At 69.6% G+C, this 17,886-nt stretch carries 21 protein-coding genes; 17 read left to right on the top strand and 4 right to left on the bottom strand.

Annotated elements, in window-relative coordinates:
• The first annotated feature begins 45 nt into the window (after window positions 1-45).
• The 5 genes from ACFYWJ_RS20635 (at window position 46) to ACFYWJ_RS20615 (ending at window position 3,804) form a co-directional block, all read left to right on the top strand.
• Window positions 46-315, top strand: a complete 270-nt coding sequence (locus ACFYWJ_RS20635) for a metal-sensitive transcriptional regulator (protein WP_355272644.1) — start codon at window positions 46-48, stop codon at window positions 313-315.
• Window positions 316-490: 175 nt separating this feature from the next.
• A complete protein-coding gene (locus ACFYWJ_RS20630) occupies window positions 491-898 on the top strand; it encodes a hypothetical protein (protein ID WP_355272645.1) in 408 nt (135 codons plus the stop codon).
• Window positions 899-1,064: 166 nt separating this feature from the next.
• A complete protein-coding gene (locus ACFYWJ_RS20625; protein ID WP_355272647.1) occupies window positions 1,065-1,691 on the top strand; it encodes a TetR/AcrR family transcriptional regulator in 627 nt (208 codons plus the stop codon).
• Window positions 1,692-1,771: 80 nt separating this feature from the next.
• Entirely contained in the window at window positions 1,772-3,208 is a 1,437-nt protein-coding gene (locus ACFYWJ_RS20620) for an FAD-dependent oxidoreductase (protein ID WP_355272649.1), read from the top strand.
• Between the two features lie 209 nt (window positions 3,209-3,417).
• A complete protein-coding gene (locus ACFYWJ_RS20615; RefSeq protein ID WP_355272651.1) occupies window positions 3,418-3,804 on the top strand; it encodes a hypothetical protein in 387 nt (128 codons plus the stop codon).
• A 13-nt stretch (window positions 3,805-3,817) separates the two neighbouring features.
• Here the strand turns inward: ACFYWJ_RS20615 and ACFYWJ_RS20610 are convergent, their stop codons facing one another.
• On the bottom strand, window positions 3,818-4,186 hold the full coding sequence (locus ACFYWJ_RS20610; protein WP_355272653.1) for a VOC family protein: 369 nt from the start codon (window positions 4,184-4,186) through the stop codon (window positions 3,818-3,820).
• Between the two features lie 62 nt (window positions 4,187-4,248).
• Between ACFYWJ_RS20610 and ACFYWJ_RS20605 the strand changes: the two genes are divergently transcribed.
• The 5 genes from ACFYWJ_RS20605 to ACFYWJ_RS20585 all read left to right on the top strand — a co-directional run bounded on the left by ACFYWJ_RS20605 (window position 4,249) and on the right by ACFYWJ_RS20585 (window position 9,267).
• Window positions 4,249-4,695 carry a MarR family transcriptional regulator gene (locus tag ACFYWJ_RS20605; protein WP_355272655.1) on the top strand — a complete coding sequence of 149 codons (447 nt, stop codon included), beginning with the start codon at window positions 4,249-4,251 and terminating at the stop codon, window positions 4,693-4,695.
• A 140-nt stretch (window positions 4,696-4,835) separates the two neighbouring features.
• Complete coding sequence (locus tag ACFYWJ_RS20600) at window positions 4,836-6,200, top strand: MFS transporter (RefSeq protein ID WP_355272657.1); 1,365 nt, start codon at window positions 4,836-4,838, stop codon at window positions 6,198-6,200.
• 46 nt (window positions 6,201-6,246) lie between these two features.
• Window positions 6,247-6,906 (top strand): response regulator transcription factor, encoded by a 660-nt coding sequence (locus ACFYWJ_RS20595; protein WP_355272659.1) that lies wholly within the window; start codon window positions 6,247-6,249, stop codon window positions 6,904-6,906.
• A gap of 16 nt (window positions 6,907-6,922) precedes the next feature.
• Window positions 6,923-8,350: a HAMP domain-containing sensor histidine kinase gene (locus tag ACFYWJ_RS20590; protein ID WP_355272662.1), complete on the top strand. Its 1,428-nt coding sequence runs from the start codon at window positions 6,923-6,925 to the stop codon at window positions 8,348-8,350.
• Complete coding sequence (locus tag ACFYWJ_RS20585) at window positions 8,347-9,267, top strand: TAXI family TRAP transporter solute-binding subunit (protein WP_355272665.1); 921 nt, start codon at window positions 8,347-8,349, stop codon at window positions 9,265-9,267. The genes ACFYWJ_RS20590 and ACFYWJ_RS20585 overlap by 4 nt, the downstream gene beginning before the upstream one ends.
• Here the strand turns inward: ACFYWJ_RS20585 and ACFYWJ_RS20580 are convergent.
• Both ACFYWJ_RS20580 and ACFYWJ_RS20575 read right to left on the bottom strand, forming a co-directional pair.
• The gene (locus ACFYWJ_RS20580) at window positions 9,200-10,204 is read right to left on the bottom strand and encodes an alpha/beta hydrolase (protein ID WP_355272668.1); all 1,005 of its coding nucleotides are present in this window, start codon (window positions 10,202-10,204) and stop codon (window positions 9,200-9,202) included. The two genes, ACFYWJ_RS20585 and ACFYWJ_RS20580, sit on opposite strands and share 68 nt — an antisense overlap.
• A gap of 144 nt (window positions 10,205-10,348) precedes the next feature.
• Window positions 10,349-11,164 carry an N-acyl homoserine lactonase family protein gene (locus tag ACFYWJ_RS20575; protein ID WP_355272670.1) on the bottom strand — a complete coding sequence of 272 codons (816 nt, stop codon included), beginning with the start codon at window positions 11,162-11,164 and terminating at the stop codon, window positions 10,349-10,351.
• A gap of 227 nt (window positions 11,165-11,391) precedes the next feature.
• Here ACFYWJ_RS20575 and ACFYWJ_RS20570 point away from each other — a divergent pair, with 227 nt between their 5' ends.
• The 7 genes from ACFYWJ_RS20570 (at window position 11,392) to ACFYWJ_RS20540 (ending at window position 17,119) form a co-directional block, all read left to right on the top strand.
• The gene (locus ACFYWJ_RS20570) at window positions 11,392-12,513 is read left to right on the top strand and encodes an NDMA-dependent alcohol dehydrogenase (RefSeq protein WP_355272672.1); all 1,122 of its coding nucleotides are present in this window, start codon (window positions 11,392-11,394) and stop codon (window positions 12,511-12,513) included.
• Window positions 12,514-12,589: 76 nt separating this feature from the next.
• Window positions 12,590-13,711 carry an NDMA-dependent alcohol dehydrogenase gene (locus ACFYWJ_RS20565; RefSeq protein WP_355272674.1) on the top strand — a complete coding sequence of 374 codons (1,122 nt, stop codon included), beginning with the start codon at window positions 12,590-12,592 and terminating at the stop codon, window positions 13,709-13,711.
• A gap of 205 nt (window positions 13,712-13,916) precedes the next feature.
• Entirely contained in the window at window positions 13,917-14,438 is a 522-nt protein-coding gene (locus tag ACFYWJ_RS20560; protein ID WP_355272677.1) for an OmpA family protein, read from the top strand.
• 27 nt (window positions 14,439-14,465) lie between these two features.
• Window positions 14,466-15,362: an NAD(P)H-binding protein gene (locus ACFYWJ_RS20555; RefSeq protein WP_355272680.1), complete on the top strand. Its 897-nt coding sequence runs from the start codon at window positions 14,466-14,468 to the stop codon at window positions 15,360-15,362.
• The gene (locus ACFYWJ_RS20550; protein WP_355272682.1) at window positions 15,359-16,033 is read left to right on the top strand and encodes a CPBP family intramembrane glutamic endopeptidase; all 675 of its coding nucleotides are present in this window, start codon (window positions 15,359-15,361) and stop codon (window positions 16,031-16,033) included. Before ACFYWJ_RS20555 ends, ACFYWJ_RS20550 begins: the two co-directional genes overlap by 4 nt.
• 4 nt (window positions 16,034-16,037) lie before the next feature.
• Window positions 16,038-16,475 (top strand): VOC family protein, encoded by a 438-nt coding sequence (locus ACFYWJ_RS20545; protein WP_355272685.1) that lies wholly within the window; start codon window positions 16,038-16,040, stop codon window positions 16,473-16,475.
• A gap of 197 nt (window positions 16,476-16,672) precedes the next feature.
• Window positions 16,673-17,119, top strand: coding sequence for an NUDIX hydrolase (locus tag ACFYWJ_RS20540; protein ID WP_355272687.1), 447 nt, complete (start codon window positions 16,673-16,675; stop codon window positions 17,117-17,119).
• Window positions 17,120-17,140: 21 nt separating this feature from the next.
• On the opposite strand, the gene ACFYWJ_RS20535 is transcribed toward ACFYWJ_RS20540, so the two are convergent.
• Window positions 17,141-17,863: a DUF6390 family protein gene (locus ACFYWJ_RS20535; protein ID WP_355272690.1), complete on the bottom strand. Its 723-nt coding sequence runs from the start codon at window positions 17,861-17,863 to the stop codon at window positions 17,141-17,143.
• Window positions 17,864-17,886 lie beyond the last annotated feature (23 nt).

Below are 17,886 nucleotides of genomic sequence, written 5' to 3'. Positions count from 1 at the left end.
TGAGATGCGACTCCCCGACGGCTTCCCCGAGAGAAAGGCACCGCCATGGTCGGCAACGAAGAGACGATCGCCCAGGTCCTCAACCGCCTGCGACGCGCGAACGGACAGCTCGCCGGGGTCATCTCGATGATCGAGCAGGGCCGCGACTGCAAGGAGGTCGTCACCCAGCTCGCCGCCGTCTCCCGCGCGCTCGATCGCGCCGGATTCAAGATCGTCGCGACCGGCCTTCGGGAATGCCTCACCGGCGACACCGCCGACGGCTCGGAACCGATGACCGAAGCCGAACTGGAAAAGCTCTTCCTCGCACTCGCCTGACCACCGGCGGTCCTTGACCGACCCCACCGATCAGCGAAAGCTGAGGGCCGGTATCCACCTCCCGGAAACCGAGACCTGCGCTCGACATCGATGCACCCATCGCGGTGTTCGTCACATCATCGCCGTAGCCGTGGTCCGGAATTCGTCCGCGACGGATTGTCCGGAAGGAGTGGAAATGCACGCAAGCACTGGACGGATCGCCGTCGTCACCGCCGTTGTCACACCCTTTCTCGCGGTCGGAGTGAGCATGGGGTCCGGGACCTCGTCGGCGGCCACACCGCCGACGATTTCGGTCACCCTCGCCGGTGACGACAGCTGGAACATCTCTTGGGACGGAACTCCCGCCGCGAACTGCTCCCTGTTCGTCAACGACGTCGTCAATCCCGACGCCAATCCCGCGCCCGCGGTATTCACAGCCGGCGTGAGCCCCTCGATCGCGGCGGGTTCGTACGCGGTGCGGGTGGAATGCCCGATCATGAGCGGGAACAAGAGCAATACGGTGACCTTCTACACCCCGCGCGGACCGGTGAACGACGTGCGGACCCAGTTCAGCAACGCGACCCAGGGCGCGACCGGAAGCTGATCCCGGAACCACGCGGCGGAACCCCGACGGCCACGACGGGGTTCCGCCCTCGCGCGCATCACCTGCCAGCTTTTCGGACGGTTGTCCGACTTTATTCGAGTCGACCCGGGTGACGTGTGCGAGAGTTGTGGCGACCTACGTCCGCCCGTGGAGCGAGGAGAGACCCGTGGCCTACGTCAAAGCGTCCGAACGCGAGGAGCAGATCGTCGCGGCGGCGGTCACCGTGCTCAGCAGGGTCGGGGTGCCGGCGACCACGCTGCGCGCGGTCGCCGCCGAGGCAGGGGTCCCGCTCGGCACGCTGCACTACGTCTTTCCCACCAAGGACAAACTGCTGCAGGCGGTCATCACCACCGTCATCGGTGACATCTCGCGGACCCTCGGGACCCAGCTCGAAGTCGACAAGGGCGTCGAACACGCCCTGCGCCACGGCGTCACCGGCTTCTGGGAGATCCTGGTCACCGACCGGATCGGCCTGCAGATCATGCAGTACGAACTGATGACCTACTCGCTGCGCACCGACCCCGGCGGCAGTCTGGCCCAGCTGCAATACGAGCGCTACAGCTCGGTCGTCACCGAGTTCTGCGAACGTGCCGCCGAGGCGGCGGGCGAACGCTGCGCGGTCGGCTTCGACACGCTCGGCCGGCTGGCACTGGCCCAGATCGACGGGCTGATCCTGCAGTACGTGTCCAAGCCCGACCCCGACCGCGCCCGGCGCGACCTGAACCGGGCGGTCGACATGCTGGTGCTGTTCGCCGATCCGCAGCCGGTCGCCCGGAGCACCACCCGGCGATGACCTCCCGGCGCCACCACGTCGTGGCCGCCGGATCACCCCTTGCGTCGTAGGTCACTTCCGCTCTATCGTAATTCGTACGGATGACCGACTTATTCCCCGCAGGCCCGCATCGGAGCGGGCGCTGCGCGGTCGGCACCACGCACCCCTGGAGTGAGAAGATGGCCCACCAGAACTCCCCCACCCAGCCCGACGGCGATGGCGCACCGCGTGCCGCGACAGTCGTCGTGATCGGCGCCGGCATGGCCGGACTGATCGCCGCCCGCGAGTTGCGCCGCCGCGACATCGACGTGCTCGTGCTCGAGTCCGCCGGTCGACCGGGCGGGCGGGTGCTGGCCGAGACCACCGTGCTCGGCTCGCGGGTCGACCTCGGCGGCCAATGGATCGGCCACGGGCACCACCGCTTCGCGACGCTGGCCGCCGACCTCGATGCCCCGGTCTTCGCGATGCGGACGCCCAGTAGGCCCTCGATCGTCGACGGCGACACGGTCGTCTCTAATGCGGGGATGACGGCGGTGGTGGCGAACGCGGTCCTGCTGGTGTGGGAGATCGCCACCCGGGTCGGCGCTCCCGGCTCATGGCGGACGCGCAGCCTGCGGTCCTGGCTGGACCACGTGCCGAACCGGCGAGCGCGGCGGCTGCTGACCGTGATCACCTCGGTGTCCACCACCGCCGACCTCGACCGGTACTCGATGCACGCGTTTCTCGACATGATCCGCTTCCAGGGCGGCTTCCGGACCATGCTGTCCACCGCGGGCGGCGCCCAGGAAAGCCTGGTCACCGCCGGGGCCGGAACGCTGGCCGAACGGCTCGCGGCCGAGCTCGGCGACCGGGTGATCCTCGACAGCGCGGTCACCGCGATCCACCGCGACGACGACGGTGTCACGATCCGGTCGGCCACCGGCACCTACCGCGCCGCGAAGGTGATCGTCACCGTGCCGCCCCCGACGGCCGCGCGCATCGAACACCAGCCGGCTCTGCCCGCCGCGCGAATCCACCTGCAGGACAACACCTATATGGGCTCGGTGTACAAGGCGATCGCGATCTACGACCAGCCGTTCTGGCGCGACCGCACCGACGCCGAGATGCTGGCGCTCACCGAACCGGGCCTGGCGACCTTCGACACCTCACCGCCCAGCGGTCCCGGTCATCTGTGCGTCCTCGTGGCGGGTCCCGAGGCTCGCGCCCTCGACGAACTCGACACTGACGCCCGCCGCGCGGCGATCCTGGGCCCGCTGGCCGCCCACCTCGGCCCGGAGATCCTCGCGCCGCGCGGCTGGCACGAGAAGTCCTGGCACCAGGACCCGCACGCCGGTGGCGGCTACACGGCCCTGCCGATCATCGGCTCCGACGAGGGCTACCTGCCCATCGACACGACCCCGCTGGGCCATCTGCACTGGGCAGGCTCGGAGACCGCGAGCGAGCACGCCGGATACATCGAGGGCGCCATCGAATCCGGCCAGCGTTCCGCCGCCGAAGTCGCTGCCGCTCTGCGGGATTCGCCGCCCGTGTCGATGTGATGCCGCAATGGCGACGATGTCGCCGCGTCCTTGCGTCGCCCGCTTCGACATCGACCAGCACCCGCCGCGCCCCCGGTCCGCCGGTCGGCACCCCGCAGCCCACAGGGCGTGCCGACACCAGACCCGGGATATAGCGGAGCCGTCCTTTCCCGAGGACACTGTGAACGTAGACGTTCGCTCGTCCAGTGTCGTCACGAGGAGGAATTGCCATGGCAAATTTCGGGCCTTTCGACATCGACCCGGAGGATTTCGAACGCGCGCTCCGTGACACCGGAAACGATATTCGCGACATGCTCGGAAAAGCGGGCGATTATCTGGGTCGCGTCGATCAGGGCGGCATCGGCGCCCTGACATCCTTGTTCGGCCAATTCTCTCAGCAGCCACGCCCCGCGGCGCCCGAGGGCGCGACGACCGGTGAGACCGGCAGCGGCGTGTGGGCGGCGTACACCCTCGACGACGACGGCCAGGCCAGGGTCGACCAGGTGTTCCCGAACGAACTCGAGGCGCTGCGCGCACATCGCGACAACACCGACGATCGCCGTCGCGTGCGATTTCTGCCGTACGGGGTTCCGGTGAGCGTCCTGGATCTGCCCTGAATCCCGGCGCCGATCAGGCGCGGTCGTGCAGCGTGATCCGATAGCCGTCAGGGTCGGCGAAGGTGAATGTCCGGCCGAACGGTCCGTCGATCGGCGCGGACACGATGGGGTGACCGTCGGCGACGAGCGCGTCGTGGATGGCCTGGACGTCGGTGGCGTGGAGCCAGATCGCGGCACCGATGCCCGGCTGAGCGGCGGAGGCGAGAGCGGTGCCGGGCACGATGTCGCGCAGCGCGAAGGCGATCGGTGTCGTCTCGAAGACGACGGCGTGCGGCGGTCCGGTCTGCGAGCGGACGAGGCCGAGATAGTGCTCGTAGAACGCCTGCGACGCTGCGAGATCGCGTGCTTGGAGCGAGAGGAAGTCGGGTCCGGTGACGGGCATGCGCATTCTCCTAGGTTCGTGTCAGCTTTCTGACACGCACCAATCTATGTCAGAATACTGACATGAGTCAAGACGGTGTCGACCTGGAAACGTCGCTCGGCTACCTGCTGAAGGAGGCGTCGAGTGCCCTGCGCGTCGCCATGGAGGAGGTGCTGCGGCCACTCGGGATGAACGTGACGCACTACTCCTGTCTCGAGCTGCTGGCACAGCGGCCGGGTCTGTCGAACTCCGAGCTCGCCCGGGGCGCGTTCGTGACCAGGCAGACCATGAACGTGCTGCTCCACACCCTGGAACGGGACGGCTACGTCACCAGGCCCGCGCAGGCACCGGTCGGGAAGGCGCTGCCGACGCGGCTCACGCCGAGTGGCCGACGCAGCCTCGAGCAGGCGACCGTCGCGGTCCGGTCCGTCGAGGTCAGGATGCTGGCCGACCTGACCGAGACCGAGCAGTCGGATGCCTTGCGGATCCTGCGGAGCATGATCCGGTCCCTGCGCGACGACACCGCGTAGCCCGTTCCGGTGCACCCGCCGGAACTGGGATCGCCCTAAGGGAGTGTTAGGAACCTCCCGCGCGGCTTCCGTTCGGTCTGTGACTGGCGACACAGTGGTCTCCGACGGCGCAAGGCCGCGCCGATGGAGGAGGGTGCACAGTGACAACACGGGCCGGAGGTGAACGGCGAGTCGTGGCGAATGTGCTGCGTGGCTCGATCGGCAACCTCGTCGAATGGTACGACTGGTACGTCTACGCCGCGTTCAGCGTCTACTTCGCGAAGGCGTTCTTCCCCGACGGCGACCCCACCGCGCAATTGCTCTCCACCGCAGCGGTTTTCGCGGTCGGATTCATCATGCGCCCGATCGGCGGCTGGGCGCTCGGGCGCTACGCCGACCGGTTCGGCCGCCGCTCCGCGCTCACGCTGTCGGTGACGGTGATGGCCGCGGGCTCGCTGATGATCGCGGTGACACCGGGATTCGGCACCATCGGCATCGCGGCCCCCATCCTGCTGCTCATGGCGCGGCTGCTGCAGGGTCTCTCGGTCGGCGGCGAGTACGCCACCAGCGCCACCTACCTGTCGGAGGTGGCGTCGCCGGGCCGGCGCGGCTTCTACTCCAGCTTCCAGTACGTGACCCTGGTCGCGGGTCAGCTCACCGCCCTCGGGGTACAGATCATCCTGCAGCAGGTGCTCACTTCCGAGCAGATGCACAGCTGGGGCTGGCGCATTCCCTTCCTGATCGGTGCGGGCGGCGCGATCGTGGTGATGCTGCTGCGTCGCGGCATGGACGAATCCGACTCGTTCAAGGCCGTCGCGGGCTCGGCGGAGACCCCGGCCGCCGCGGGCAGCTCGCGCGGGTCGCTGCGGGTGCTGCTGCAGTACCCCAGGGAATGCCTGCTGGTGGTAGGCCTGACCATGGGCGGCACCGTCGCGTTCTACACCTACACGACCTACATGCAGAAGTTCATGATCAACACCTCGGGCATCTCCAAGGACACCGTGGCCTGGATCAACTTCGTCGCGCTGCTGTTCTTCGTGGTCCTGCAGCCGATCGCGGGCGGACTCTCGGACCGGATCGGCCGCCGCAAGCTGCTGATCTTCTTCGGGGTGGCGGGCACGCTGCTGACGGTGCCGATCATGTCGGCGCTGGCCCACACCGCCAACCCGTTCGCGGCCTTCGGCCTGATGATGACCGCCCTGGTGATCGTCACCGGCTACACCTCGATCAACTCGATCGTGAAGGCCGAACTGTTCCCCACCAAGATCCGCGCGCTCGGCGTCGGCCTGCCGTACGCGCTCACCGTCGCGGTGTTCGGCGGCACCGCCGAGATGATCGCCCTGGCGCTGAAGAAGGCCGGGCTCGAGTCGCTGTACTTCTTCTACGTGGCCGGGTGTGTGGCGATCTCGCTGCTCACCTACTACTTCATGCGCGAGACGTCGGCCGAGTCGACCATCGACGCCGAAGCCGCCGTCGAGGCCACGCCGGTCGAGCCGGAGCGGGCGATGGCCACCGTGCGTGGCTGACCGTCCGGCAACCGCGCCGGTCCTGCCCCTGTGGGAGGATCGGCGCGTGCGGCTTGCGGTGGTCGAGGACGACGACGGAGTGGGTGACGCCCTGGTCGAGGCGCTCACCGCGCGCGGCTACCGGGCCGAGCGCCTGCGCCGGGGCGCCGATCTGCTCATCGCCCACCGCGGCTACGACGCGGTCCTGCTCGACCTCGGCCTGCCGGACGCCGACGGGCTGCAGATACTGCGCCAGCTGCGCGAGGTCAGCGCGATCCCGGTCCTGATCCTGACCGCCCGCAGCGACGAACGTTCCATCGTGCGCGGCCTGCGCGGCGGCGCCGACGACTACGTGGTGAAACCGCCCCGTATCGCCGAGCTGATGGCGCGGCTCGAGACGGTGCTGCGCCGGGCGGCGGCCGTGGCCCAGCAGGCCAGGACCGAGGTGATCACCGGGGATGTGCGGGTGGACCTGCGCGCCCGAGTAGTCGAGGTCGCCGGGACCCCGATCTCGCTCACCCAGAAGGAATTCGAGCTCGTCGAGGCGCTGGTGGAACGGCCCGGCGCCGCGGTGAGCAGGCAGCAGCTGATGGACCGTATCTGGGGCGACGCCTTCGTCGCGGTCTCGCGCTCGCTCGATGTCCACATGACCGGGCTGCGCGCGAAACTGAACCGGCCCGGCCTGATCACCACCATCCGTGGCTACGGCTACCGGTGGGGCGAATGACCCGCCGAGGACGCGCATGCGACGCCGGCTGCTGATCGCGCTCACCGTGTTCGCCGCGCTCGCCGTGCTGGCGTTCGCGATGCCGCTGTCGCTGACCGCGGCCACCAGCCGAACCCAGCACTTGGTGCTGGGCCGGTCCGGCGACGCCGACCGTTTCGCCACCCTGGCCGACGCCGCCGGGTCGGCGGGCGGGGTACGGGCACTCGCCGACGAGGTGACCCGCTACCACGAGCTCTACGGGGAGAACGTGCTGGTCGTGGACGCGCGCGGGGCGCCGATCGTCAATGCCGGGGTCGCGGTGGACGACCCGCGGATCCGGGCCGCGGTGGCCGCCGCGCGGCGCAACCAGCGCCCGCAGCAGGTCGATCGGCTGACGCCGTGGAGCGCGCCGGTGATGCTCATCGCGCGCCCCGTCGGCACCGGGGTGCAGGTCAACGGCGCCGTCGTGATCGAGGCGTCGACCGCGGCGGCACGCTCGGCGATCGCCCGGCTGTGGGCGTTGATCGCGGTCGGCGCGCTCGGCGCGATGGTGGTGTTCGTCCTGCTGGCGCTCGTGCTGAGCCGCTGGGTGCTGCGTCCGCTGGCCGCCATGTCCGACGCGGTCGCCGAGCTCACCGCGACACTGCCGAAGCCCCGTGGCCGCGCCCCGATCACCCGGCGGTACGGCGGTCCACCCGAGGTCCGTGCCCTCGCCGAATCCGTCGACGCGATGGCCACCGCCGTCGGCGATTCCGCCGACGCGCAACATCAGCTCGTCGCCGACACCGCCCATGCCATGCGGAACCCGCTCGCCGCCTTGACGATTCGGCTCGACTCGCTGGAAGCCGCCGTCCCCGCCACCGCGTCGGCGACCTTCCGTGCCGCCACCACCGAGGTGGAACGGCTGACCGCGCTCCTGGACGACCTGCTCCAGCTGGCCGTCGCCGAAGCGCCCGCGTCCTTCGGGACCGCGGCCTCCGCCGAGGAGCACTGCGATCCGGCGCAGGTCGCGGCCGACCGCGTCGACGCGTGGACCTCGGCGTTCGACGACGCGGGGATCCGGCTGACGGCGACACCCACCGGCCACTCCCCCGTGCCGGGCGACCGCAACGAGCGCCCGGCGGCCGCCATCAGCGCGGCCGCCCTCGCCCAGATTCTCGATGTGGCCCTGAGCAATTCGTGCCGGTACGCCGGATCCGGCGCGCACACGGCCGTCGACGTCTCGGCCGGTCCGGACTGGGTGACGGTGCGCGTCGCCGACGACGGGACCGGCGTCGCGCCCGACGAGCTCGACCGGCTCACCGCCCGGTTCTTCCGCGGTTCGACCGCGGCCGCCGGTGGCACCGGTCTGGGACTGTCGATCGCCAACGCGCTGACCAAGGCTCGGGGCGGCACCTTGACGGTCGAGGCGGTACACCCACACGGTCTCACCGTCGCGATCCGCGTCCCGGCGGTGGCGCGATGAGCGGCAGGCCGATCAGCCGTCGCCGGCTGCTGGCGCTGGCCGCGCTGGCGTCGGCGGGCGTGGTCGGCTGCGCCACGAACGACCCCGCGACGATCCGGCTCGCCTCCGGCGAAGACGGCGGCTTCTACTTCGCCTTCGCCCGGCTGCTGGCCACCGCCGCCGCGAGAAATACCGACGACCTACGCATCGAGCCGGTGGAAACCGCCGGCTCCCAACAGAATCTGCGCATGGTCGCCGACGGCGAGGTCGACACCGCGCTCGCGCTGGCCGACTCGGCGAGCGACTTCGGTGGCCGCGTGCTGGCACTGGGCCGGGTCTACGAGAACTACTTGCAATTGGCCGTCCGCGCCGACGGCCCGATCACCCAGGTCACCGACCTGCGCGGGCGCCGGGTCAACCTCGGCGCGGAGGGTTCGGGCGCCGCGGTCACCGGTGAGCGCCTGCTGCGCACGGCCGGTGTCGACCCCGCCGACGTCGCGGTCGAACACCGTCCCCTGCGCGAGGCCGCCCAGGCACTGACCGACGGCGCCATCGACGCCCTGCTGTGGGCCGGTGGCGTGCCGACCGCCGCGCTCACCGTTCCCGACCCGATGCGACTGCTCGACCTCGGCGCCTTGGCCGCCCCGATGCGGGAGGAGTACGGCCCCGTCTACGACCGCGTCGCCATCCCGGCCGACGCCTACCCGGGCAGCCCCGCGGTGCACACGATCGGCGTCGCCAATCTCCTGCTCGCCACCGCGGACCTGCCCGACGACACCGCCGCCGCCATCGTCGACCTGCTGGTCCACCACGCGGACGCGCTCGTTCCCGCCGAGGCCGCCGGCGCCCAGTTCCTCGACGGCCGCTTCCTCATCGGCACCGGGACCATTCCCCTGCATCCCGGCGCCGCCGCCGCGTACCGCCGTTGGCACGGATGACGATCAGCCCAGGTGCTTGCCGTAGAACGGCACCAGGCTCGCCAGCGCTTCCCCGGTCGGGCCCGGCTGGTCGTACAGGTCGTAGTGCGAGGCACCCTCGACCACGACGAGCTGCTTGTCCGTCGACGCGGCGCGACCGTAGCTCCATGCTCAGCCGCTGCGAGGCGAAGGCACCCACCTTGTCGCCGATGACGACGCACAGCGGCTGGGTCAGGAACACCTCCACGCGGTCGTAGGCGTCCCAGTCGGCCAGCGCGGCCTGGCGAGCGAAGTTGACGCTGGTCTTGCCGCCGGGGGCCTGGCCACGATCGGTCTTGTAGTACTCGGTGGCCTCGACGATGTCTATGTCGGTGACACCGGCCTGCTTGGCCGCCGCGACCGAGGGCGGCAGCAGATCGTTGATCACCTGGGCCTGACCGCGCGCCTCCGCGGTGCGTTGCGCGGCGATGGCCTCGAGCATGCCCATCGCGTTGTACTCCGAGAAACCTTCCCGCATCAACCGGCCGACATTGCTGCCGACGACGGTGCCCAGTGCCTTGATCCGGCGGTCGATCTTGGTGGCCGCCACCGCGTAGCCCGCGCCACCGCAGATCGCGAGCACACCGATCTTGTCCGCGTCGACATACGGCAGGGTGACCAGGTGATCGATCACGAAGCTGAAGTCGCTGGTCCGGAAACCGGGATCCTCGACCGAGCGCGGATCGCCGCCGCTGTCACCCTGGAAGCTGGCGTCGAACGCCGCCACCACGAAGCCGGCTTCGGCCAGCGCCTTGCCGTAGATATTGCCCGAGGTCTGCGCCTTGCAACTGCCGGTCGGATGGCCGGAGACGATGGTGGGATAAGCCTTCGACTCGTCGAACCCCGGCGGGAAGTAGATGTCGGTCGCGATATCCCAGGCCCAGCCCTTGACCCGCACAGTGGTGATGTTGTCTGCCATGACCTGCTCTCCCATTCGTCGGCTATCTCTTGGCTACGACACGAATCTATGACCGCGTCGACGGCCGAAGAAGGGCGGAACAGTGCATAGGAACGTTCGTTCCCAGTCGGGACCGGTGCCACCCGATCCCGACCGCTCCAGGGCCTAGCCCGCGGCCGCCAGTTCGGCCGCGCTGGTGATTTCGGCGCCGCCCGCCCGCAAACTCTCCCAGTCCTGCGTGTCGTGGCTGATCCAGACGGTGGTGCCGGGCTGGGTGCCGAGCAGTTTGAGCTTCTGCAGCGCGCTGTGCTTGTGCAGGCTGTCGACGTCGAAGGGCATGCCGATGGTGAGGTCCACGCTGGCCCGCTTGTGGGCGGCGTCGCTGGTGAGCACCAGGGTGCTTTCGTCCGGCAGGCGCAACTTCAGCCCGAGGGTGCCGGGGGTGTGGCCGGGCAGCGACAGCAAGACGACGCTGCCGTCGCCGAACATGTCGTGGTCATAGCCCGCCGGGACCTCGTTCCAGCTGATCCTGCCCGCGGCTTCGATGTCCTCGGCACGGAAGAACGGCGCGTCCAGGGTGCGCGGGGTCCGCGCGTAGCGCAGTTCGCCCGCCCCGATGAAGCCCTGCGCGTGCGGGAACAGATCCAGCCCGCCGGTGTGGTCGAAGTGCATGTGCGAGAGCACGATCCGACGGACGTCGGCGGTCCGGTAGCCGAGGGCTTCGATCTGGCGGTCCAACCGGTAGGACTCGGGGAACTCGATCTGGAACGCGGCCGCCATGTCGCCGTAGGCGGCGGCCGGATCACCGGCGCCGGCCAGGCTGGTGTCGAACAGCATCAGCCCTTCGTCGTGCTCGATCAGGAAGGCGGGCGACGGGATCGTGTCGTTCTCCCCGCCGGTGCCGAGCATCAGGATGCCGCAGTCGACGGTGAGTCGTGGGGCATCGAGCGCCCAGACTCGGCGAACGGTATCGATGGCCATGAATTCTCCTCGAATTTCAACGAGCACACCACGCCGTGCGCAATGTGATCCCTTTCACAGACAATTCGGAGACTATCGGCCGAAATGTCACCCACCAAGTGAAGTATTTCGAATACGCGCTTCACGAATCGGAAATTGACCTCGGCGGATTCCGGTGCGAGCATCGCAGTGTCAGGCGTCACACCGGGTCGCGCCAACGATCCGGCACGTTTCCGAGGGAGTAATCGATGTTGACACGGGGCGCAGTGCTGCGCGAATCACCGGGAACCTACGAAATCGTCGAAATGGAACTCGACGATCCACGGACCGGTGAAATCCGGGTCAGAATGGTGGCCAGCGGGCTGTGCCATTCCGACGATCATTTCGCCACGGGTGACCAGACCCCCGGAATTCTTCCCCTCACGGGCGGCCACGAGGGCGCGGGCATCGTGGAAGCGGTCGGGCCCGGCACGACCGGCTTCGCCGAGGGCGACCACGTGGTGTTCTCGTTCCTGCCGGTCTGCGGCCGCTGCCGCTGGTGCGCGAAGGGTCTGCAGAATCTGTGCGATCTCGGCGCGTTCCTGGCCACCGGCGCTCGCTTCGACGACCCCACCTCGTTCCGGCTCTCGCTCGACGGCGCGCCGGTCGGGCAGCTCGCCGGGCTGGGCACGTTCTGCGAGTACGTCACCGTCTCGGTGTCCTCCGCCATCCGCATCGATCCCTCCATCCCCCTCGATGTCGCGGTCCTCGCCGGCTGCGGCGTCGGCACCGGCTGGGGCGCGGCCGTCAACTCCGCCCAGGTGCGGCCCGGCGACGTCACGATCGTGATGGGGATCGGCGGGATCGGCATCAACGCGGTCCAGGGTGCCGCGCACGCGGGCGCCGGCGCGGTGATCGCCGTCGATCCCGTCCCGTTCAAGCGCGACTCGGCCTTGAAACTCGGTGCCACGCACGCGGTTTCCACCATCGAGGAAGCCGAAGAACTCGCCCGCTCGATGACGAACGGGCAGGGCGCGGACTCGGCGATCGTCACTGTCGGCGTGACCACGGGCAAGCACATCGGCCAGGCGCTGCAAGCGGTCCGCAAGGCGGGCACCTGCGTCGCCGTCGGCCTGGGCGACACCTTCGTCAAGGACGGCGATATCGACCTGCACCAGCTCATCCTGTTCCAGAAGCGGTTGCAGGGCTCGCTGTTCGGCGCCTGCGCGCCGACCGCCGACATTCCCGCCCAGCTGGCGATGTACCAGCAGGGCAGCTTGAAACTCGACGAACTCGTCACCACCCGCTACGCGCTCGACGACATCAACCAGGGCTTCGAGGACATGAAAGCCGGCCGCAACCTGCGCGGCGTCATCGTCCACCAGCACTGACGTTCCCGCAACGTCGAGCCGTACGGGGACGAGCCGCCCCGTCACATCTCCATGAGCAACAGTGAGGAAGCACGGAATGAAGACGACTGCCGCGATTCTGTGGGAGGCACCCGGCGCCTGGGACGTGCGGACAGTGGATCTGGACGAGCCCGGCGAGGGCGAGGTGCTGGTCAAGGTGATGGCCTCGGGTCTGTGCCATTCCGACGACCATTTCGCCAAGGGCGACATGCGATTCCACTCCTACCCGGCGTGCGGCGGTCACGAAGGTGCGGGCATCGTGGAGGCCGTCGGGCCTGGCGTGACCCGGGTACGGCCCGGTGATCACGTGGTGACCTCGTTCATCGCCGCCTGTGGCCACTGCCGGATGTGCGTGAACGGGCACCAGAACCTGTGCGACGCAGGCCATCTCATCACAGTCGGCACGCGCCCCGACGGCACCTTCCGCATGCACGCGGACGGGCGCGGCGTCGCGCAGAACGCGTGTCTGTCCACGTTCTCGGAGTGGACGACCGTCCCGCAGGAGTGCGTGGTCGTGATCCCCGACGACATCCCGTTCCGGACCGCCGCCATCGTCGGCTGCGCGGTGCCGACCGGGTGGGGGTCGTCGACCCGCGCCGCCGGCATCGAGGTGGGCGATGTGGTGGTCGTGGCCGGAACCGGCGGAATCGGGATGAGCGCCGTCCAGGGCGCGGCCTTCCGGGGCGCGGGCCGGGTGATCGCGGTGGATCCGGTGCCGAGGAAGCGCGACTTGTCGCTCACCCTCGGCGCCACGGACGCGGTCGAGACGATCGAGGAGGCCGGGGAGCTGGCGCGCGCCGCCACCAACGGCCAGGGCGCGGACTCGGTCGTGGTCTGCATCGGTGTCCCCACCCAGGAGCAGCTGAAGCAGTCCTACGACGCGCTGGGCAAGCGGGGCACCCTCGTGGTGACCAGCGCGGCGCCGCACACGCTGACGGAGATGTCGGTGCCGGTACTCGACCTGACCATGAGCGAGAAGCGCATCCAGGGCGCGCTGTACGGGATGGCGGGGCCGCGGAACGAGGTGCCGATGCTGCTCGAGCTCTACCGGCGCGGCGCGCTGCGGCTCGACGAGATGGTCACCACCGTCTATCAGCTCGAGCAGGTCAACGAGGCGTACGAGGACATGCACGCGGGCCGCAATATCCGCGGCGTCATCGACTTCGCCGGCAGGCACTGAGACCGCGTCCCCTCGGTTCACCCGATTCGGGTGAGGCGCGCGGACGGCGGGCGGCGCACGATTCGCCTATGGGATCGACTCCAGTTCTGGGCTCGGTGCTGTCGGTCGACGCAGCGGGCGCGAGAGCGACGACGATCTCGACGACATGGGACCGACCGAGCTGTGTACGACCCGCTGTCCGACCTTCACAGACCAGGAGATGCCAGTGAAACTCACGAGCAGTGTCTACGGGATAGCGTCGATCGCGGCGGTCGTGCTGATGACCGCCGCGTGCAACTCCGACGACACCGCGTCCACGACGACCGCCTCGACACCCCCGGCCAACACCCTGCAGAGCAGCATCGTCGCCACGGCGTCCTCGGCGGTGAGCTCCGTGCGCGACAACGTGCAGCAGACGGTGCAGGACGCGATCAACAAGATCCTGGTCGCCGCCCCGATCTCCTTCGACCCGGGCAGTTCCGACCTCGGCACGACCGACACCGTCACCCTCAAAGCGGTCGCGGCCGCCCTGCAGGGCAACGACACCAAGATCGAGGTCACCACCTACGCCCAGGACTCGAATGTGGCCACCGCCAAAACCCTGGCCGAGGCCCGCGGTGACAATATCGCGGCCGAGCTCGAGGCCGACGGCATCGACAAGTCGCGCATCACGGTGAAGTCCGACGCGAATCCGTCCGACCCGCAGGTCGACCCCGATCAGGCCAAGATCACGGTAGTCGACGGATAGGCCGGACGGCACCGACGCGGAGCGGATGTGGACGTTCTCGTAGCCGGTTCGACCGGGTTCATCGGACGGCGGCTCTGCCCGGTTCTGCAGGAGTCGGGCCACACCGTGCGAGCGATGACCCGGCATCCGGGCAACTATCGCGGGGCGGGCACCCCGGTCGGCGCCGACGTCGCCGACCGGGAGTCGCTGTATCCCGCGCTGCGTGACTGCGACTGCGCCTACTACCTCGTGCACTCGCTGACCGAGGCGGACTTCGCACGGCGCGACGCGGCGGCGGCGCGCAACTTCGGGCAGGCGGCCGCCGCGGCCGGCCTGGAGCGCGTCATCTACCTCGGCGGGCTGGGGGACGACGCCGATCGTCTCTCGGCGCATCTGCAGAGCCGCAGGCAGGTCGAAGCCCTGCTCGGCGAGGCCGGTGTCCCGGTCACGACATTGCGCGCGGGGATCATCGTCGGGCACGGCGGGATCTCCTGGGAGATCACCCGGCAGCTGGTCGAGCACCTGCCCGCGATGATCACCCCGCGCTGGGTCCGCACCCGCACCCAGCCGATCGCGGTCGACGACGCGATCCGCTACCTGGCGGGCGTGCTCGACGAGCCGCGGACGACCGGCCATACCTATGAGATCGGCGGTCCGGATGTGCTCGCCTATCTCGACATGCTGCGGCGCGTGGCCCGGATCCAGGGACGGCCGACACCGATCGTGCCCGTCCCGCTGCTCTCCCCACGGCTGTCGTCGCTGTGGCTCGCGCTGGTCACCGATGTCGATGTGCAGACCGGCCGCTCGCTCATCGACTCGATGGTCAACGAGGTCGTCGTCCACGACACCACCATCCGCGATCTCCTGCCGTTCGACACGATCGGCTACGACGAGGCGGTCCTGCGAGCGCTCGGCGAGCGCGTCGGGCTGCGGCACGACGCATGAGGACCGGCCCGTGGCCGCGGAGGAGACGGCCGAGGCGGGGCGAGCGACGGCCAGGTGAGGTCGTTGTCATCGGTCTGACCGGCGCGGCGCTGCTCGGCGCCTCGCTGGCCGCGCCGCCCGCGAGCGCCCGCTTCTACGGCCTCACCCTCGCCACGGCGGCCACCCTGACCCTCGGCGGTCTCGCCGCCACTCCACCGCCGGAGCGACCGCGCGACCGGCAGATCCTCGTGCCCGCGATCACCGGCATCGCGGCCTTCGCGGCGTTCTACGGGTGTGCCCTGATCGTGCGACGAATCCCGGTGCTGCGCAGCGCGATCACCGAGCTCCTGCGCTACGCCGATCGTGGCCGGACGCCGGCGGTGCTGCTGACCGCGCTGGCCAACGGCGCGGCCGAGGAGGTCTTCTTCCGCGGTGCCGTCTACCACGCCGCGCCACGCCGACCGGTCGCCGTATCCACCGGCGCCTACGTTCTCAACACGACCGCGACGCGCAATCCGGCGCTGGTGCTGGCCGCGGCGGTCATGGGCACCCTGTTCGGCCTGCAGCGGCGGCACACGGGCGGGATCGAGGCCTCCCTGATCACGCACCTGACGTGGTCGACCCTGATGCTGCACTTCCTGCCACCGCTGTTCCTCGACGACCACCGCCCGACATCGAAGTCCCTAGGATGACCCCATGCCAGTCACGATGAACAATGTCGGCATCGTCGTCGAGGATCTCTCGGCGGCGATCGAATTCTTCACCGAACTCGGCCTCGAACTCGAAGGCCGCGCCATGGTGGCGGGCGAGTGGGCCGGACGCGTGACCGGCCTCGGCGACCAGCGGGTCGAGATCGCCATGATGCGCACGCCGGACGGGCACAGCAGGCTCGAACTGTCGCGCTTCCTCGTGCCGCAGGTGCTCGCCGGTCCCCGCAACGCCCCGGTGAACACGCTGGGCTACCTCCGCGTCATGTTCACCGTCGACGACATCGACGACACGCTCGCTCGCCTGGGCAGATACGGCGCGCAACTCGTCAGCAGCGAGGTGGTGCGCTACGAGGACGTCTACCGCCTCTGCTACATCCGCGGCCCCGAAGGCCTGCTCATCGGGCTCGCCGAAGAACTCCGGTGACGCCGGACCGGAGAGGGCTCGTCCACGGGATCTCATCCGGGCCGGACCGGGTGCGTGGGCTCGGTCACGGCTTCGCAATCTTGCGTCCTGATTCGCCCACGACCGCAGTGCCCGAGACGTACGGTAATCACCGACCACCGTCGTCGATTCCGGCCGCGGTGGTGAACGGTGGCGGAGTCGAAAGTTGGTGAGTACTAGTGGTATCCGAGTCGGAGTTCGAAGAACTGTCGCGTCGAGCCGAGGTCGACGGTACCGCACCGCGAGTCGGTGCGATCATCGATCGCGGCGGACAGGTACTCCTACTCGCGCGCCACGACACCGGCCCGATCAAGGCCACGCTGAAGCTTCCCGGCACCACCGTGCTGCCGCGCGAGCCCCTCGCCGACGCGGTCGTCCGGGGCGTGTACGAGGAAACGGGCCTGACCGTCACCGGGATTCGGCACCACGTCGGGGATTTCGACTACCTGTCCCCCGACGCGCACCCGGTGCGCCGCCTGCATTTCGCGGTGGATGTCGCGGCGACCGATCCGATCCGCCTCACCGTCCACGCCCGGTACGTCTGGGCGCCACTCGACGGCGAGCTCCTGGTGACCTCCTCCATTCGCCGCATCCTCGAGACCTACCGGACTCTCGTCCATCCCTGAGTCCGGACGCACCGAGGACGACTACGGCCGAGCGGTTCGGGCGATGCCGGTCAACCGGCGGTTGGTCACCCGCAGCTGCCGTGCGGTGCTGGTGACCAGCGCGCGCGTCTGCCCGGAATCGAGACGGCCACAGACACGCCCCCAGTGGACGGCGACCTGATCACCGACAGCCACGTCGGTCGCGAGGTGCTCGTCGTCCACTTCGGCGCGCTGGAGCGCCGGGACGGACAGCCGCAGCAGCGAACCGTCCAGGACCAGCCGCTGACAGCGGACAGCGACCGTGCTTCCGTCGCGGGCGGTCACGGTGCCCCAGGTGATGCGGCAGCTGTCCAGGATGCGGATCGGGTGTTCGTCGGCGCCGCGCCCGAGCAGCCGGGTCCAGGGGTACACGCCGAAGACGTGGAAGCCGTGGTTGGCGGCGGCTTCCACGGCGAGGTCGGCGTTCAGGTACGACCAGTAGTGCCCGGCCATCGGCGCGATGATCGCGAGCAGTTCGGTGGTGAAGGCGTCGGCGTCGAGGTCGGCGCCGATCCCGCCGCCGAGCCAGTAGGACTCGACGAGGCGCTGGTCGAGTGGATCGGGGATGCCGGTCAGTCTCGACATGGCCCGCAGGTAGGGCCAGGCGCCGGAGAACTGCCGGGCCAGGACGCGGATGTCGGCGGCGGAGCCGTGGTGCAGCGCCCGCGCGTCGGCGGGACCGCAGTAGCCGAGCCGGTTGGGCGCGTAGGCGTAGCGGGCGAACATCCCGGTCCCGTCGATGATCGCGC

This window comes from Nocardia sp. NPDC003269, from assembly GCF_042888005.1.
Classification (GTDB): domain Bacteria; phylum Actinomycetota; class Actinomycetes; order Mycobacteriales; family Mycobacteriaceae; genus Nocardia.
The sequence above is the reverse complement of the archived record's forward strand: the minus strand, read 5'-3'. Positions and strand labels throughout refer to the sequence as shown.

What these genes read in the sequence shown, in the direction of transcription:
- ACFYWJ_RS20575 (WP_355272670.1), bottom strand. Translation starts at nt 11,164, where the DNA reads ATGGCCATCGATACCGTTCGCCGAGTCTGGGCGCTCGATGCCCCACGA.
- ACFYWJ_RS20565 (WP_355272674.1), top strand. Translation starts at nt 12,590, where the DNA reads ATGAAGACGACTGCCGCGATTCTGTGGGAGGCACCCGGCGCCTGGGAC.
- ACFYWJ_RS20590 (WP_355272662.1), top strand. Translation starts at nt 6,923, where the DNA reads ATGCGACGCCGGCTGCTGATCGCGCTCACCGTGTTCGCCGCGCTCGCC.
- ACFYWJ_RS20635 (WP_355272644.1), top strand. Translation starts at nt 46, where the DNA reads ATGGTCGGCAACGAAGAGACGATCGCCCAGGTCCTCAACCGCCTGCGA.
- ACFYWJ_RS20630 (WP_355272645.1), top strand. Translation starts at nt 491, where the DNA reads ATGCACGCAAGCACTGGACGGATCGCCGTCGTCACCGCCGTTGTCACA.
- ACFYWJ_RS20570 (WP_355272672.1), top strand. Translation starts at nt 11,392, where the DNA reads ATGTTGACACGGGGCGCAGTGCTGCGCGAATCACCGGGAACCTACGAA.
- ACFYWJ_RS20615 (WP_355272651.1), top strand. Translation starts at nt 3,418, where the DNA reads ATGGCAAATTTCGGGCCTTTCGACATCGACCCGGAGGATTTCGAACGC.
- ACFYWJ_RS20550 (WP_355272682.1), top strand. Translation starts at nt 15,359, where the DNA reads ATGAGGACCGGCCCGTGGCCGCGGAGGAGACGGCCGAGGCGGGGCGAG.
- ACFYWJ_RS20535 (WP_355272690.1), bottom strand. Translation starts at nt 17,863, where the DNA reads ATGTTCGCCCGCTACGCCTACGCGCCCAACCGGCTCGGCTACTGCGGT.
- ACFYWJ_RS20605 (WP_355272655.1), top strand. Translation starts at nt 4,249, where the DNA reads ATGAGTCAAGACGGTGTCGACCTGGAAACGTCGCTCGGCTACCTGCTG.
- ACFYWJ_RS20620 (WP_355272649.1), top strand. Translation starts at nt 1,772, where the DNA reads ATGACCGACTTATTCCCCGCAGGCCCGCATCGGAGCGGGCGCTGCGCG.
- ACFYWJ_RS20610 (WP_355272653.1), bottom strand. Translation starts at nt 4,186, where the DNA reads ATGCCCGTCACCGGACCCGACTTCCTCTCGCTCCAAGCACGCGATCTC.
- ACFYWJ_RS20545 (WP_355272685.1), top strand. Translation starts at nt 16,038, where the DNA reads ATGCCAGTCACGATGAACAATGTCGGCATCGTCGTCGAGGATCTCTCG.
- ACFYWJ_RS20585 (WP_355272665.1), top strand. Translation starts at nt 8,347, where the DNA reads ATGAGCGGCAGGCCGATCAGCCGTCGCCGGCTGCTGGCGCTGGCCGCG.
- ACFYWJ_RS20580 (WP_355272668.1), bottom strand. Translation starts at nt 10,204, where the DNA reads ATGGCAGACAACATCACCACTGTGCGGGTCAAGGGCTGGGCCTGGGAT.